General features: G+C 65.3%; 13 protein-coding genes. 2 read left to right on the top strand and 11 right to left on the bottom strand.

What is annotated here, in order from left to right:
- Positions 1-6: 6 nt before the first annotated feature.
- Positions 7-1,728: a DEAD/DEAH box helicase gene (locus ACEN9P_RS03190; RefSeq protein ID WP_477661830.1), complete on the bottom strand. Its 1,722-nt coding sequence runs from the start codon at positions 1,726-1,728 to the stop codon at positions 7-9.
- Between the two features lie 366 nt (positions 1,729-2,094).
- Between ACEN9P_RS03190 and ettA the strand changes: the two genes are divergently transcribed.
- Both ettA and ACEN9P_RS03180 read left to right on the top strand, forming a co-directional pair.
- Positions 2,095-3,756, top strand: coding sequence for an energy-dependent translational throttle protein EttA (gene ettA / locus ACEN9P_RS03185; protein WP_413326071.1), 1,662 nt, complete (start codon positions 2,095-2,097; stop codon positions 3,754-3,756).
- Between the two features lie 17 nt (positions 3,757-3,773).
- Entirely contained in the window at positions 3,774-4,310 is a 537-nt protein-coding gene (locus tag ACEN9P_RS03180; protein ID WP_495621062.1) for a DUF1415 domain-containing protein, read from the top strand.
- An 18-nt stretch (positions 4,311-4,328) separates the two neighbouring features.
- Here the strand turns inward: ACEN9P_RS03180 and ACEN9P_RS03175 are convergent, their stop codons facing one another.
- The 10 genes from ACEN9P_RS03175 to ACEN9P_RS03130 form a co-directional block, all read right to left on the bottom strand.
- The gene (locus ACEN9P_RS03175; protein ID WP_495621061.1) at positions 4,329-4,694 is read right to left on the bottom strand and encodes a response regulator; all 366 of its coding nucleotides are present in this window, start codon (positions 4,692-4,694) and stop codon (positions 4,329-4,331) included.
- Between the two features lie 140 nt (positions 4,695-4,834).
- Complete coding sequence (locus ACEN9P_RS03170) at positions 4,835-6,598, bottom strand: sensor histidine kinase (protein ID WP_495621060.1); 1,764 nt, start codon at positions 6,596-6,598, stop codon at positions 4,835-4,837.
- 71 nt (positions 6,599-6,669) lie between these two features.
- Positions 6,670-7,767, bottom strand: a complete 1,098-nt coding sequence (locus ACEN9P_RS03165) for a M14 family metallopeptidase (RefSeq protein WP_477661826.1) — start codon at positions 7,765-7,767, stop codon at positions 6,670-6,672.
- A 23-nt stretch (positions 7,768-7,790) separates the two neighbouring features.
- Positions 7,791-8,999, bottom strand: coding sequence for a M20 aminoacylase family protein (locus ACEN9P_RS03160; protein ID WP_495621059.1), 1,209 nt, complete (start codon positions 8,997-8,999; stop codon positions 7,791-7,793).
- Positions 9,000-9,101: 102 nt separating this feature from the next.
- Entirely contained in the window at positions 9,102-10,118 is a 1,017-nt protein-coding gene (locus ACEN9P_RS03155; protein ID WP_495621058.1) for an ABC transporter ATP-binding protein, read from the bottom strand.
- Positions 10,115-11,092 (bottom strand): ABC transporter ATP-binding protein, encoded by a 978-nt coding sequence (locus tag ACEN9P_RS03150; RefSeq protein WP_495621057.1) that lies wholly within the window; start codon positions 11,090-11,092, stop codon positions 10,115-10,117. The genes ACEN9P_RS03155 and ACEN9P_RS03150 overlap by 4 nt, the downstream gene beginning before the upstream one ends.
- Positions 11,093-11,106: 14 nt before the next feature.
- Complete coding sequence (locus ACEN9P_RS03145) at positions 11,107-12,024, bottom strand: ABC transporter permease (protein ID WP_477661822.1); 918 nt, start codon at positions 12,022-12,024, stop codon at positions 11,107-11,109.
- 144 nt (positions 12,025-12,168) lie between these two features.
- On the bottom strand, positions 12,169-13,752 hold the full coding sequence (locus tag ACEN9P_RS03140) for an ABC transporter substrate-binding protein (protein WP_495621056.1): 1,584 nt from the start codon (positions 13,750-13,752) through the stop codon (positions 12,169-12,171).
- A gap of 79 nt (positions 13,753-13,831) precedes the next feature.
- Positions 13,832-14,812 carry an ABC transporter permease gene (locus ACEN9P_RS03135; RefSeq protein WP_477661820.1) on the bottom strand — a complete coding sequence of 327 codons (981 nt, stop codon included), beginning with the start codon at positions 14,810-14,812 and terminating at the stop codon, positions 13,832-13,834.
- A gap of 186 nt (positions 14,813-14,998) precedes the next feature.
- Positions 14,999-16,387: a TAXI family TRAP transporter solute-binding subunit gene (locus ACEN9P_RS03130; protein ID WP_495621055.1), complete on the bottom strand. Its 1,389-nt coding sequence runs from the start codon at positions 16,385-16,387 to the stop codon at positions 14,999-15,001.
- Between the last annotated feature and the right edge of the window lie 39 nt (positions 16,388-16,426).

Genomic DNA, 16,426 nt, shown 5'->3' with positions numbered 1-16,426 from the left:
TAGCGTTTATCGGCCAGTAAAAGGTCCAGGACCGCCCGGCCGACGAGGCCCGTTGCCCCGGCCACCAGAGCCACCCGCGCCGCCGCCGGAGCGGTTGCCACGGTAGTTGCCCCGGTTGCCGCCCGTGGGCTGGCCGGAGGAGGGGAAGCCTGAGGAGGCGTGGCTGGCGGGTTGGCGGTCGTCGAAGTCATTGCGTGGCTCCCTGGACTCGTTGCGGGGGGCGCGCGGCTGCTGCTCATCGCGCTGGCGTGGCGCCTGGGCCTGCCGCGGCGGCTGGCCGTTCTGAGAATAACCTGAAGCCTGGCGTGGCTGGCCGGGGTTGGGGGTGCGCGGGCCGCGGCCGCTGCCATTGCCGCCACCACCGTTGCCACCGCCGGCGGGGCCGCGACTGCGGCCGCCACCGTTGTTGCCGCCGCCGTTGCCGCCGCGCGCGGGCTGGGCGCCCTTGCTGTCGCGGATGCGCTGCATCATCTCGGTGCGGGCAGCCTTGGCGGCGGCCTGCATCACTTCGCGGCTGGGCGGCTTGCCCAGGCCGCCCCAGATGGTCTGGCGGCCCATGGCCAGTGGCTCGGCGCGTTCGCCGGGCTCGGCTTCAAAACCGGGGACGATGATTTTTTCGATGCTCTGCTTGGTGAAGCGCTCGATGTCCTGCATGAAGCCTTCCTCATCGAGGCAGACCAGGCTGACGGCTTCGCCGCTGTTGCCCGCGCGGCCGGTGCGGCCTATGCGGTGCACATAGTCTTCGCTGACGTTGGGGATTTCGTAGTTGACCACGTGCGGCAGCTCGTCAATGTCGATGCCGCGGGCGGCGATGTCGGTGGCCACCAGCGCGCGTATCGTGCCACTCTTGAAGTCGGCCAGCGCCTGCGTGCGGGCGGTCTGGCTCTTGTTGCCGTGCAGCGCCATCGCGGGGATGCCGTGCTTGGTCAGGTGCTCGGCCACGTTGTTGGCGCCGAACTTGGTGCGCGTGAACACCAGCACCTGGCTCCAGTTGTGTTCGTTGATGATGTGGGTCAGCAGCGCTTTCTTCTTGCTGCGGCCCACGGGGTGTATGGTCTGCGTGATGCGCTGCACCGTGGTGTTGCGCGGCGTGACCTGGATGGATTCGGGGTTCTTGAGCAGGCCGTTGGCCAGTTCGCGGATTTCATCGCTGAAGGTCGCGCTGAACAGCAGCGACTGCTTTTGTTTGGGCACCAGGGCCAGCACCTTCTTGATGTCGTGGATGAAGCCCATGTCGAGCATGCGGTCGGCTTCGTCCAGCACCAGGATCTGCACCTGGCTCAGGTCCAGCGTGCCCTGGCTCGCGTGGTCCAGCAGGCGGCCGGGGGTGGCGACCAGGATGTCCACGCCGCGGCGCAGTTTTTCAATCTGGGCGCCCATGCCGACGCCACCGAACATCACCATGGAGGTGAGGTCGGTGTATTTGCCGTAGGTGCGCACGCTTTCCTCGACCTGGGCCGCGAGTTCGCGGGTGGGGGTCATGATCAGGGCGCGCACGGCGTTGACGCCGCGGCGGTTGGTCAGGCGCGCTTCGGTGGACAGGCGCTGCAGCAGGGGCAGCGTGAAAGCCGCGGTTTTGCCGGTGCCGGTCTGGGCGCCGCCCAGCAGGTCCACACCCTTGAGCACGGCGGGGATGGCCTGGGCCTGGATGGGGGTGGGGGTGTCGTAGCCCTGCTCGAGCACGGCCTTCAGAATGGCCGGGGCCAGGTTCAATTCTTCAAATGTCATGATGTGGCGCCGTGGGGCGCTTTGGATCGGCCTGTTGGGCGCCCTGTTGGAAGGCAACCCGCCAGTCAAAGGCAGATGGGGTCAGAAAGTCGGGCCGAAAACATCGAAATAGCCACTTGAAGCGGTACCCGGATGTGCCCAAATGTTGAAGGCAACTGGAGCCAGCAACCCCTGTATTGTCGCACAGCAACGATAATGGGGCATTCACGCAGAAAAACACGCCCCTTCAAAAGGCGTTGGCGCCCCGGCGCGGCGTGTCGTTCCAGCTCGCAGGAAACTGCCGGCAGCCCGTAAAAATAGCGTTTACAGGCCGCAGGCAGCCCGTTTCCCGCAATGTTTTTTTCATTTTTATCAAAGTAAATCCCGATGGCTCAGTACGTATTTACCATGAACAAGGTCGGCAAAATCGTGCCGCCCAAGCGCCATATCCTCAAGGAGGTGTCGCTCAGCTTCTTCCCGGGCGCCAAGATCGGCGTGCTGGGCACCAACGGTTCCGGCAAGTCCACGCTGCTCAAGATCATGGCCGGCCTGGACAAGGAAATCGAGGGTGAAGCCACCCCCATGCCGGGCCTGAACATCGGCTACCTGCCGCAGGAGCCCAAGCTGGACCCCGAGCACACGGTGCGCGAGAGCGTGGAAGCCGGCATGGGCGCGGTGTTTGCCGCCAAGGCGCAGCTCGAAGCCGTGTACACGGCCTACGGCGAGCCCGATGCCGATTTCGACGCACTGGCGGCCGAGCAGGCCCGCCTGGAAGCCATCATCGCCACCGCCGGCACCGATTCGGAGCACCAGCTCGAGATCGCCGCCGATGCGCTGCGCCTGCCGCCCTGGGACGCCAAGATCGGTGTGCTCTCGGGTGGTGAAAAACGCCGCGTGGCCCTGTGCAGCCTGCTGCTGTCCAAGCCCGACATGCTGCTGCTCGACGAACCGACCAACCACCTGGACGCCGAATCGGTGGACTGGCTGGAGCAGTTCCTGCAGCGCTTTTCGGGCACCGTGGTGGCCATCACCCACGACCGCTACTTCCTGGACAACGCCGCCGAGTGGATCCTGGAACTGGACCGCGGCCACGGCATTCCCTGGAAGGGCAACTACAGCAGCTGGCTGGACCAGAAGGGCGAGCGCCTGGCGCAGGAGCAAAAGGGCGAGGAAGCCCGCGCCAAGGCCCTGAAGAAGGAACTCGAATGGTCGCGCCAGAACCCGAAAGCGCGCCAGGCCAAGAGCAAGTCGCGCCTGGCCCGTTTCGAGGAACTGTCCGACTACGAATACCAGCAGCGCAACGAAACCCAGGAAATCTTCATTCCCGTGGCCGAGCGCCTGGGCAACGAGGTCATCGAGTTCAAGAACGTCAGCAAGTCCTTCGGCGACCGCCTGCTGATCGACAACCTGAGCTTTCAGGTGCCCGCGGGCGCCATCGTCGGCATCATCGGCCCCAACGGCGCGGGCAAGTCCACGCTGTTCAAGCTGATCGCCGGCAAGGAGCAGCCCGACAGCGGCGAAGTCGCCATCGGCAAGACCGCGCGCATGGCCTTCGTCGACCAGCACCGCGACGACCTGGCCAATGACAAAACCGTCTGGGAAGACATTTCCGGCGGCCTGGACATGCTGACCGTCGGCAAGTTCACCATGCCCAGCCGCGCCTACGCCGGCCGTTTCAACTTCAACGGCGCCGACCAGCAAAAACGCGTCGGCATGCTGTCGGGCGGCGAGCGCGGGCGTCTGCACCTGGCCAAAACCCTGATCGCGGGCGGCAACGTGCTGATGCTGGACGAACCCTCGAACGACCTGGACGTGGAAACCCTGCGCGCGCTCGAAGACGCCTTGCTCGAATTCGCCGGCTCGGTGCTGGTGATCAGCCATGACCGCTGGTTCCTGGACCGCATCGCGACCCACATCCTGGCCGCCGAAGGCGACAGCCAGTGGACCTTCTTCAACGGCAACTACCAGGAATACGAAGCCGACAAGAAGAAGCGCCTCGGTGAAGAGGGTGCGAAACCCAAACGCGTGCGCTTCAAGGCTCTGCACTAGGCTTGGGGAGCGTGGCCATGACAGACCAGGAGGTTCTGGACAAAACCCGCTTGTGGCTCGAAAAAGCCGTGATCGGGCTCAACCTGTGCCCGTTTGCCAAGGCGGTCTACGTCAAGAACCAGGTGCGCCTGGTGGTCAGCCATGCCCGGCATGCGGATGACCTGCTGGAAGAACTGGACCGCGAGCTGGACCTGCTGGCCGCCACGCCGGCCGAAGAGGTCGACACCACGCTGCTGATCCATCCCACGCTGTTCGAGGACTTCCTGGACTTCAACGACTTCCTGGAGATTGCCGAGGGCGTGGTGGACGAGCATGGCCTGGAGGGCGTGATCCAGCTGGCCAGCTTTCACCCGCGCTTCCAGTTTGAGGGCACCGAGCCCGACGATATCGGCAACTACACCAACCGCGCGCCTTTCGCCATCCTGCATTTGCTGCGCGAGGAGAGCGTGGAACGGGCCGTGGAGGCCTTTCCCGAGGCCGAAGCGATTTTCGAGCAGAACATCGCGGTGCTCGAAAAACTGGGCCACCAGGGCTGGAAGGCGCTGGGCCTTTAGCCTTGCGGGAACAGCCGGCTATTTGGGCAGGTACTGCTTGAGCACCGCCTGCAGCTGGGCGAAATTAAAGGGCTTGGTCACATAGGCGCTGGCGCCCAGGCGCAGGGCTTCCTCGAGCCGCTCCGACTCGGCACTGGCCGACAGGAACACCAGAGGCACCCGGCTGAGCGCGGGTTCCGCCTGCAGCGCGGCCAGCACCTCAATGCCGCTCATCTGCGGCATCATCACGTCGCAGAAAATCAGGTCCGGCCGCTGCTCGCGGGCCAGCTGCAGGCCGGCGCCGCCGTCCGCCGCTCCCAGGCCTTCGTGGCCCTCGAGCCGGACGAAGCGCAGCAGGTTATCCCGGATATGGGACTCGTCTTCAATCACCAGAATGCGCGCCATTGTTCTTTCGTAGCGAAGGCCCCGGCTGTCATTGTTAGGGGGCGGATTTCCCTGAGCCGCCAGGCCGCGGGCTGCACCGCTGGCCTGGCCTGATGCCCATCTTATAGCCTTGCCCCGGTTTTGGGCCGGTTTTTGCCGCCTTAAATCGTGACGGTGAAGCGCGTGCTCTGGCCCACGACGCTGGCAACCTCGATGCGGCCGCCGTGCAGGTCGACGGAGTTTTTCACGATGGCCAGCCCCAGGCCCGTGCCCTGGATCTCCCCGACATTGCTGGCCCGGTGGAACCACTCGAACAGGTGGGGAAGCTCTTCGGCCGGAATGCCTATGCCCTGGTCCGACACCTCGAAGGCCACCCGTCCCTGCGACGAAGAGACCCGAAACAGGATTTTCCCGCCTTGTGGCGAGTATTTGATGGCGTTGGACAGCAGGTTGCCGAAAATATGGCGCAGCAGCTTTTCGTCAAAAAGCCCGACCGCCGGCCAGGCCTCGAATTCCAGGGCCAGCTCGCAGCCCGCCTCCGAATGCTGGATGCGGGCGTCCTCGACCAGGTCCTGGCACAGTACCTGGAGGTTGACCTGGGCCGGCTGGAACTCCAGCATCTGCGCCTCCACCTTGCCCAGCAGCAGCACGCGGTCCAGCATCTGGGTCATGCGCCGCACGCCGGTTTCTATGGTGGCGATGACATCGGCTTTTTCGGGCCCGGGCAGGCGGTCGCCGTAGTGCTTGAGCAGCTCCGCCGACGACAGGATGAAGGCCAGCGGCGTGCGGAATTCATGCGAGGCCACCGAAATGAAGCGCGATTTCATGTCGTTGAGTTCGGTCTGCCGCTGCAGGGTCTGGCGCTGCGTGAGTTCAGCCTGCAGGCGGGCCGTGGCGTCCACCACGAAGATCAGCGTCGCCTCGCGCTTGCCCCATTCGATCTTCACGGCGGAAAGCTCCAGCGAGCGCACCTCGCCGGACTGGGTGATGACGCGAAAGCTGTACATCGAGTCCACCTCGTCGCCGCGCAGGCGCCGTTCATGGCGCTCGCGCATCACCGGCAAGTCCTCGGGGTGGACCGTCGCCGTGTAGGGCTGGGACAGCAGGTACTCGCGCGGGTGGCCCACGATGCGCTCCAGGCTGGGGTTGACGAACACCATGCGGTCGTCCTGCACCACCACCACGCCGACACCGACGTTTTCAATCACCGTGCGGTAGCGCTCTTCGGATTTGCGCAGCTCGTCCAGCGCCTGGTAGCGCTCGATCGCGCTGCTCACATGGTTGGCGACAAAGGAAAGGATGTCGGCGTCCGTGTCGCTGTAAGCCACGCCCGGTTCATAGCCCTGCACCGCCAGCACGCCGCCTATGGCGCCGCGTATGTGCATGGGCACGCCCAGCCAGGAACTGAAGGTCATGTCGCCGCTGCCTTCGGTCACCTGGCCGCCGGCTTCCAGCAGCTTGAGCCGCGCGGCGTCGATGATCTGCGGCCGGCCGGTGCTCAGCACGAACTCGGTCAGCCCGCGCCGGTAGGGCACATTGCTGCGCTGCAGCGTGTCGCCGTCGCGTTCGTCCACGTAATAGGGAAAATCCTTGCGCTGCTTTTGCGCGTCGTAAAGGCACACGTAGCAGTTCTTCGCGTACAGCAGCTCGCCCAGCAGGCCGTGCACCGACTGCAGGAAATCGTAGAAGGAGAGGTCCGCCGCCGCCCGTTCGGCGATGCGGTAAAACACCCGCTGCAGGGTTTCGGCCTTTTTCTGCTCCCGTGCTTCGGCCTGCAGCTCGCGGGTGCGCTGCTCCAGCCACAGGGTGGCCGAGGTTTCCTGCTTCTGCTTTTCAAGCTGCAGGTCCCGGTAGTCGGCCTGCAGCGCCTGGTATTGCTGTTGCAGCTGCTGGAGCTGGCGGTGCAGGTCGGCGTCAGACGGCATGGCGCGGCTTTCGTGCTCGGGTGGAAAGACGGCCGCCCGGGCCGGGGCCGCCACGCCTCATTATGTGGCCTTCAGGCCGAACCCAGCCCGTCCACCGTCTGGAACATCGCCTGGCGCGCCTGCGCGATGATCTGCGTGCGCCATTCATCGGTATCGACATAAAAGGCGTTCATCATCTGGCGCTTGATGGCCGCTTGCACTTCGGGCTGCGTCTCGGGGTGTTTGTGTAGCCAGTGGTCGGCGCGCAGGGCGGCGATCATGTCGAGGATGGGCAGGGTGCCGTATTCCATGGCCATGCCGGTGTACTCGGCCTGCGGGCATTCGTCGTACACGGCGCTCCACAGCAGGCCCGTCAGGCGGGCCGAGCTGGACGAGCCGTCGTAGAAGGAAGTCACGGGCGTGGCGCCATCGCCGTCCCACCAGGCGCGTGCGCGGGCCAGGGCCTTGGCGTCGTCTTCGCAGGCAAAAATGCGCTCGCCCAGGCCGCTGGGCCCCAGGCCCGTGTGCAGGTCCATCCAGGCGATGCGGCGGGCCCGCTGCCCGAAGGTGCGCAGCACCTCGCGCAGGGTCTGGTTGCTCCAGCTCGGCGCGGTGCCGCCGAAAAACATGCCGTCGGCGTATTCATGCTGCCCTTGCGACACCGCCGCCTGGTAGCGGGTCACGCCGTGGGTGTCGATGTAGGCCGCGATGGCGGCGTGGTTGTCGTCCGTGGGCGGCCACTGCGCGGGCAGCAGCAGGTCGTGGACCTCACGGTAAGCCTCGTTGACGGGCAGGGGCCGGCTGAAGTCGTGGAAGTTGCGGTTCAGGTCCACGTTTTCGTGGGTGGTGCGCCGCGTGTACGAGAAGCCGTGGGGATTGAGCGCATGGATGTAGAGCACCGCCACGCCGCCGGCGCGGGCCTTGGCGCGCCACTCGGCGTCGCGCGCGGCATACACCTGCACGCCCGAGCCGCAATAGCCTTCGACGCCGTGGCAGGCGCTGCTGACGATGAAGAGGTGCTCGGCGTCGGGCGAACCGTCCAGGGCCACGTCCATGGCCAGGGTTTCGCCGTCGCGGCCTTTGAGCGGGTGTTCGTAGGCGCGAAGCGCCATGCCTGCGGCGCCGGCCGCCTCGAGGAATTTGGCGCGCGCAGCCGCGTAGCTGGCCGAAAAAGCCGCGTGTGGATTCATGGTGATATTGACGTGGTCAGGATTCAGGCCCCGGCGGCCGTGCCCAGCCAGCGTGTGGCCAGCTGGACCCAGTAGGTACCGCCCAGGGGAATGAGGTCGTCGTTGAAGTCGTAGCTCGGGTTGTGCAGTGTGCAGGGGCCTTCGCCGTGGCCCATGTCCCGGTGCGCGCCGTCGCCGTTGGAGATAAAGCAGTAGGCGCCGGGCTTGGCCTGCAGCATGTAGGCGAAGTCTTCGGCGCCCATGGTGGGCTCCTGCGCCAGCACGTTGGCCGGCCCCACGATGTCGCTCATGACCCGGCGCGCGAAATCGGCCTCGGCGGCGCTGTTCACGGTGGGCGGGTAATTGCGATGGAATTTGAACTCGCAGCGCGCCTCGAAGGCGGCGCAGGTGTGTTCGGCGACTTCCTTCATGCGTCTTTCAATCAGGTCCAGCACTTCGATGCTGAAGGTGCGTACCGTGCCCTGCAGTTCGCAGGAGTCGGGTACCACGTTGGTGGCTTCGCCGGCGTGGATCATGGTCACCGAGATGACGCCCGCGTCCACGGGTTTTTTGTTGCGGCTGATGATGTTCTGGAAGCCCTGCACCATCTGGCAGGCCACAGGCACCGGGTCTATGCCGTTGTGCGGCATGGCGGCGTGGCTGCCCCTGCCGCGTATGGTGATCTTGAATTCGTTGCTCGACGCCATCACCGGCCCTGCGCTGACCGCGAAGGTGCCCACCGGCGCGCCGGGCCAGTTGTGCATGCCGAAGACGGCTTCCATGGGGAACTTCTCGAAGAGGCCGTCCTTGATCATCTCGCGCGCGCCGCCGCCGCCTTCCTCGGCCGGCTGGAAGATCAGGTAGACCGTGCCGTCAAAATCGCGGTTCTGCGAGAAGTGGCGCGCCGCGGCCAGCAGCATGGCGGTGTGGCCGTCATGGCCGCAGGCGTGCATCTTGCCCGGCTGCGTGCTGGCGTGGGCGAAGGTGTTGAATTCCTGCATGGGCAGGGCGTCCATGTCGGCGCGCAGGCCCACGGCGCGGCCCGAGGCGCCGCCGTCGCGCCCATGCACGATGCCCACCACGCCGGTGGTGCCCATGCCGCGGTGGATGGGGATGCCCCAGGATTCGAGTTTTTTCGCGACCACGTCGGCGGTGCGCACTTCCTGGAAACACAGTTCAGGGTGGGCGTGGATGTCGCGGCGCACGGCCGCGATGTCGGCCGCCCCGGCCAGGATGGATTCAATGATTTTCACGGCGTTCTCCGTTAAAGGTTCATGGTAACCAAGCTCGCCCCGATTTGCAGGCGCCGCGTGATCTTCAAATTCCGAAATATTCACAATCCCGCAAACAGATTCCTAGATCCGGCCTTCTTCGACCGCATGGCAGGCCACGCGAACGCCTTGAAACTGAAGGAACTCGGGCCGCTCGGTCCTGCAGCGCTCATTGGCATGCGGGCAGCGCGGGTGGAAGGTGCAGCCGCCGGGCGGGTTCAGCGGATTGGGCACCTCACCCGAGACCGGCGTGCGGGCACGGCCGGTGTCATGCATCTTGGGGATGGCGTCCAGCAGCATGCGCGTGTAGGGGTGGCGCGGCCTGTCGAACAGGCTGTGCTTGTCGGCCAGCTCCACCAGGCGCCCCAGGTACATCACGCCGACCTGGTCGCTGACATGGCGCACCACCGCCAGGTTGTGCGAGATGAAGAGGTAGGTCAGGCCCCGCGTGCGCTGCAGGTCCTTCATGATGTTGAGCACCTGCGCCTGCACGCTCACGTCGAGCGCCGAGGTGGGCTCGTCGCAGACCAGGAATTCGGGTTCGGTGGCCAGCGCGCGCGCGATGGAGATGCGCTGGCGCTGCCCGCCCGAGAACTGGTGCGGGTACTTGACCATGTCCAGCGGTGACAGGCCCACCGACTTGAGCAGTTCGCCCACGCGTTCCTTGAGCGCGGGGCCGCCCTCCAGGATGCCGTGCTCACGCAGCGGCTCGGCGATGATGTCCTCAATCGTCCAGCGCGGGTTGAGGCTGGCATAAGGATCCTGGAAGATCATCTGGATGCGGCTGCGCAGCTGCCGGCCGGCCGGCGTCTTGAACACCGCGTGCGCGTCCTGGCCGTCGAAGGTCAGGCCGCCGCGCGTGGGCTCATACAGGCCCACCAGCAGGCGGGCCACGGTGCTTTTGCCGCAACCCGATTCGCCGACCAGCGCCAGTGTCTTGCCTTTTTCGATCTCGAAACTCACGCCGTCGACGGCTTTGAGCAGCAGCCGGGGCTTGCGCTCCAGCACGCGATTCAGCCAGGGCGGCGACACGTCAAAGGTCTTGGCCAGGTCATGCGCCCGGACCAGCGGAGCCTCCACGTTTTTTGCGGTGCCGCTCATGCCGCCACCCCTGCATGCGCATCATGCAGCCAGCAGGCGGCCCGCGTGGCGCCTGCCGGCATCAGGTCCGGCCTGTCCTGGCGGCAGCGGTCAAAAGCCTTGGGGCAGCGCGGGTTGAAGGCGCAGCCCTGCGGGATGGCGTTCAGGCGCGGCATGGCGCCGTCGATCTGGTAGAGGCGCTCGCGCTCCACCGTGATGTCGGGAATCGCAGCCATCAGGCCCGCGGTATAGGGGTGTGAGGGGTGGTTGATCACCTGGTGCACCGGGCCGATTTCGGCGATGCGCCCGGCATACATCACGGCCACGCGGTCGCAGGTCTCGGCGATCACGCCCATGTCGTGGGTGATCAGCATCACGGCGGCACCGCGCTGTTTGCAGATGTTTTTGAGCAAGGTGATGATCTGCGCCTGGATGGACACGTCGAGCGCGGTCGTCGGCTCATCGGCCACGATCAGCTTGGGCTCGGCCGCCAGCGCCAGGGCGATCACCACGCGCTGGCGCATGCCGCCCGAGAACTGGTGTGGGTAATGGTCTATGCGCTGCGCGGCCGCCGGTATGCCGGTGTCGCTGAGCAGCTCGATGGCGCGCAGGCGGGCCTCATGGGCCGTCACCGGCAGGTGGGCCCTGATGGTTTCCACCAGCTGCCGGCCTATGGTGTAAAGCGGGTTCAGCGAGGTCAGCGGATCCTGGAAGATTGCGCCTATCTTGCGCCCGCGGATGTGGCGCATGCGCTCATGGGGCAGGTTGTCGATGCGCTCGCCCTCGAGCAGGATCTGGCCGCCGGCCACGCGCCCGGGCGGCTCCAGCAGGCCGATGATGGCCGCGCCGGTCAGCGACTTGCCTGCGCCCGATTCGCCCACTACGCCGAGAATTTCACCGGGCGCGATGTCAAAGGAAATGTCGTCCAGCGCGCGCAGCGTGCCGCGCCGGCCGGGGAACTCGACCACCAGGTTCTTGATTTGCAGAAGACTCATTTTCTAACTCGTCCTTACCTGAGGCGCGGGTTGAGCGCATCACGCAGCCAGTCGCCCAGCAGGTTCACGCTCAAGGCAATCAGCACCAGCATCAGGCCCGGGAACACGGTGATCCACCATTCGCCCGAAAACAGGTAGTCGTTGCCCACGCGGATCAGCGTGCCCAGCGAGGGCGAGGTCGGCGGCGCGCCAACGCCCAGGAAGGACAGCGTGGCTTCGGTGATGATGGCGGTGGCCACCTGGATGGTCGCCAGCACCAGCACCGGCCCCATCACATTGGGCAGCACATGGCGGCGCATGATGCGCAGCGGCGCCACGCCGGTGACGCGGGCGGCCTGCACATATTCCTTGCCGCGCTCCACCATGGTGGAGCCGCGCACCGTGCGCGCGTACTGCACCCAGCCCGACTGCCCCATGGAGATCGACAGGATCAGCACGCCCATGGCCAGCAGCTGGCTGGCATTGGGAAACACCGCGCGGCCCACGCCCGCGATCAGCAGCGCGACCAGGATGGGCGGGAACGAGGACATCACGTCGCAAACCCGCATCAGGGCCGAGTCGATCCAGCCGCCCCTGAACCCCGCAATCAAGCCCAGCGACACACCGGCCAGCATGGACAGGATGACCGAGGCCAGGCCCACCACCAGTGAGATGCGCGCGCCATACATCAGCGCCGACAGGATGTCGCGCCCCTGGTCGTCGGTGCCCAGCAGGTATTTGGAGCTGCCCTGCGCATACCAGGCCGGCGGCAGCCGCGCGTCGCCTAGCTCCAGCGTGCTCAAGTTGAAGGGGTCGTGCGGCGCCACCCAGCCGGCGAACACCGAGCAAAAAATGCAGACCAGGGCAATGGCAGCCGCCACCATCGCCACCGGCGAAGTGCGAAAGCTGTGGCCCACATCACTGTCAAGCCAGCGCGCAAGAGTTCTTTTCATCGGGAGAAAGTGGAGTCCGTGTTATCCAGAGCGAGCGCAGCAAAGCTTGTGCCAGCAACAGCGCAGAACCGGCTTTGCCGGGCTGCAGCTGTTGTCCCCCTGGGGGGAGAGGCCGCTACGCGAAGCGAGAAGGCAACAGGGGGGTCACTTTTTTATTGTCATCCACTTGAAGAACATGAAGTTGTCGGCCAGCTGGACCAGCTCGACCTTTTTGCTCGTGCCCCAGGCCAGCGACTGCTGGTGCAGCGGCAGGTGGCCGATGTCTGCGCCATGGATGTCGAAGGCTTCCTTGATCAGCGCGTTGCGCTTGGTCTTGTCGGTTTCCGACTGGATCTTTTTGGTCAGCTCGTCGACCTTGGGGTTGCAATACGCGCCCAGGTTGAACTGGCCAGCGCCCTTGTCGTCCACGCAGGCGACCAGCGCATTGAGGGCGTTGTGGGCGTCGTAGGTGGCCGGCGTCCAGCCCAGCATGTAAAAGCTGGTGTCGCGGCGCAGGATTTTGGGGAAGTAGGTGCCCTTGGTTTCGGCCTGCAGGTTGATCTTCACGTTGATGCGCGAGAGGTTGGCCGCCACCGCCTGGCAGATGCGGCTGTCGTTCACATAGCGGTCATTCGGGCAGTTCATGGACACTTCAAAGCCGTTCGGGTAGCCGGCGTCGGCCATCAGCTTTTTCGCGGCTTCCGGGTCATAGGGCAGGCGTTTGTTCTGCTCTTGCTGGAAACCGTTGATGCCGGGGCCTATCAGCAGCGCTGTCGGGCTGGAAGCGCCGCGCATCACGGTTTTCTTGATGCCGTCGATGTCGATGGCCTGGTAGAAGGCCTGGCGCACGCGCTTGTCCTTGAAGGGGTTCTTGCCCTTGATGTTCGAGTACAGCAGCTCGTCGCGTTTCTGGTCCATGCCCAGGAAGATGGTGCGCAGCTCGGCCCCGACCAGCACCTTGGTGCCGGCGTTGCCGTTGACGCGGTCTATGTCCTGCACCGGCACGGGTTCCATCACGTCGACCTCGCCCGACAGCAGAGCGGCGACCCGGGTCGCGTCATTGCCGATGGGCGTGTAGATCACTTCCTGGACGTTGCCTTCGATCTTGCCCCAGTAGTTGCCGTTGCGGACAAAGGTGGTGCGGACATTGGGCTGGCGCTCGCGCACGCGGTAAGGGCCGGTGCCGTTGGCTCGGAAGGAAGCCGCGTTCTCTATGCCCTTGCGGCGGTCCACCGGCCGGGTCGCCTGGTTGGTTTCGCACCATTTCTTGCTCATCATGTAGACCAGCGAAATCACGTCGGGCAGGATGGGGAAGGGTGTCTTGGTTTCGATCTCGACCACGTGGTCGTTGATCTTGCGTACTTCCTTGAAGTCATTGGTGTAGCTCTTCATGTCCGAGCCCTCGGCCTGCGTGCGCTGGAAGCTGAAGACCACGTCGTCGGCCGTGAACGGCGTGCCGTCATGGAACTGCACGCCCTTGCGCAGCTCGAAGCGCCACACGGTCGGCGAGGTCTGTTTCCACGAGGTGGCCAGGCCGGGCGCCAGGCTCAGGTCCTTGTTGCGGATGACCAGGCCCTCATAGGCGTTGCCGGTCACGCTGAGCTGCAGCGATTCATTGAGCGAGTGCGGGTCCATGGACAGCGAGTCGCCCTGGTTGGCGACCCTCAGGGTCTGCGCGGACGCGACAAAAGGGGTGGCCGCGAAGGCGCACAGGATACTGGCCGAGAGCAGGGTGGACTTGAATTTCATCAAAAGCTCCTTGTGGAAGGGATGAGGGCTGGCTGGGTAAAAAGGAAGAAAACAGGAGAAAAAAAAGGAAAAGGGGACCTTAGTGGCCCGCGCCGTTGCCTACGCGCAGCCTGGGGTCCACCGCGAAGTACAGCAGGTCGACCACCAGGTTGATCACGACAAAAATCAGCGCGATCAGGCACAGGTAGGCCGCCATCACCGGGATGTCGGCGAAGGTCACGGCCTGGATGAACAGCAGGCCCATGCCGGGCCACTGGAACACGGTCTCGGTGATGATGGCGAAGGCGATCAGCCCGCCCAGCTGCAGGCCGGTGATGGTCATCACCGGCACCAGCGTGTTCTTGAGTGCGTGGCCGAAGTGGATGGCGCGGTCGGGCAGGCCGCGGGCGCGCGCGAACTTGATGTAGTCGGTGCGCAGCACTTCCAGCATTTCGGCGCGCACCAGCCGCATGATCAGCGTGAGCTGGAACACCGCCAGCGTCACGGCCGGCAGCACGATGTGGTGCCAGCCGTCGGCCTTGAAGAGGCCGGTGCTCCACCAGCCTATTTGCACCGTCTCGCCGCGGCCGAAGCTCGGGAACCAGCCCAGGCCCACGGCGAATACCAGGATCAGCAGGATGCCGATCAGGAAGGTCGGCAGCGACACGCCCAGCAGCGAGAGGGTCATGAACACCTGGCTCAGGAAGGTGCCGCGGCGCAGCGCCGAATACACGCCCATGGGGATGCCGACCAGCAGCGCCATGAAAGCTGCCACCAGGGCCAGCTCCAGCGTGGCCGGAAAGCGCTCGGCGATCAGGCGCGAGACCTTGGCGCCCTGGCGCAGGCTCAAGCCGAACTCACCTTGCACGGCGTTCATGAGGAAGTGCCAGAACTGCACGATGAAGGGCTTGTCCAGGCCCAGGTCGGCGCGCAGCTGGGTAATTTGAGCGGGCGAGGCGTCTTGCCCCAGCAGGAATACCACCGGGTCGCCGACATACTGGAACAGCATGAAGGCGATCAGGGCGACCACGACCATCACGATCACGGCCTGGATCAGGCGGCGCAGAATAAAAGCAAGCATCGGCCAAAGAAAAAAGTATCGGGCGATACTAGCAGAGCAAATGATATGCCGACACAGGGGTTTACTTTAGGGTTAAAGAAACAACTGAGGGCCTGGAAATGCTTTCCTCGACCCGGTTACCGCCCCAAATAGGGCCCCAGTGCGCCCTTTTTAGGTGCTGCCCGCCCCGCAACGGCGGGCCGGCCGTTAAAGCCGCTGCAGCTTCTTGCGCACCAGGTGAATATTGCCGCGCAGCGCGTACAGCTCGTCGGTATAGGACAGCGGCACCGTGATTTTTTCGGCCCGGCGTTCCAGGTCGTTGAGTTCTTCTAACAGCGCCTTGTTTTTTTCGCTGTTGCGGTCGCTGTCGCCGCTGTTTTCCACACGGTTCTCGATGTCGCGCAGCCGGCCGTACCAGCGGAAGATGCGCGAGCGCACGCGAAAGGCATACAGCGGCGGGATGATGCGCGACAGCGGCAGCATGATGGCGATGATGATGCCCATCACCAGCCACATGCGCTCCACCAGGTTGGCCACCCAGAAGCGCAGGTAGCGCTGCAGCACCGGCGTGCCGTTCTTGATGGCGCGTTCGGCCTCCTTGGCGATGGGCAGCTCGCTGTTGTCGCGATTCGGGTATTCGCGGGCGCTCTTGAACCAGCCGGCCCCGCCGTGGATCTCGTTGCCGGCCTGGGCCAGCAACTGCTGCAGGGCGGGGTGGGTGGTGGTGCGTGTGATCAGCGAGGTGGTGGAGGCCACCAGCCGCACGTCGTCGGGCGGGACGTTGGCGGCCAGGTCCACCACGCCGCGCGGCAGGCGCGTGGGCGTCAGGAAGGCGAAGCGCCTGGAATAGGCCTCGCTCTGGGCGAAGTTCATCAGCTTGACGCCCGGAGTCTGCAGCAACATCTGCACCATCAGCGATTCGGGCGCGGAGGCGAACACGATGGCGTCCAGCTCGCCGCCCAGGAAGGCCACGGTGGCGGGCGTCTGCTCCAGCCGGGATATCTTCAGCGACGCCGGGTCAACATGGTTGCTTTCCAGCAGTTTGGCCATCAGGCTGGGAACCCCGCTGCCGGGCGTGCCGGTGTTGACGCGCAGGCCCTGCAGCTGCGTGAGCGAGTCCAGGCTGGCGTCTTGCGCAGGGTCGGCCTTGCCGGCCGGTTTTTTGGCGGTCCGTGCCGCTGCGGCCACCTTGCGCGCGGCGTCCTCGCGGTAAAACAGCCAGAGCGGCTCCACAAAAAGGCTGCCGAGCGAGGCCAGGTCCTCTTCGTCCTGCTCGGTGTAGTCGCTGGTGCCGCCCTGGACAAAACCCACGTCGACCTTGCCTTCGCGCAGCAGCTGCAGATTGGCGGCCGAGCCTTCGGAGGGCCGGAGCACCACCTCTATGCCCTCGGCCGCCAGCGCCTTGGCGTAGCGTTTGCCGAACTCCTCATACGCGCTTTGCGCCGGGCCGGTGGCCAGCGTCACGCGCTTGGGCGGGTTCGGGTCCAGCCACCAGTAGGCCAGCGCCAGCAAGGCAAGGGCCAGCACGATAAAAGGCCCGGCCGAAGCGGCCAGGTCGCGCAGCGACAGCAGGGTGTAGCGTATGGCTTTGGGCATACGCCAACCTTAGCATGGCGGGGGCGCTGCTGCCGGGCA

The organism is Polaromonas sp. Polasp52, assembly GCF_059491565.1.
Note: the sequence above shows the minus strand (reverse complement) of the source record. Positions and strands in the feature narration are given on the sequence as shown.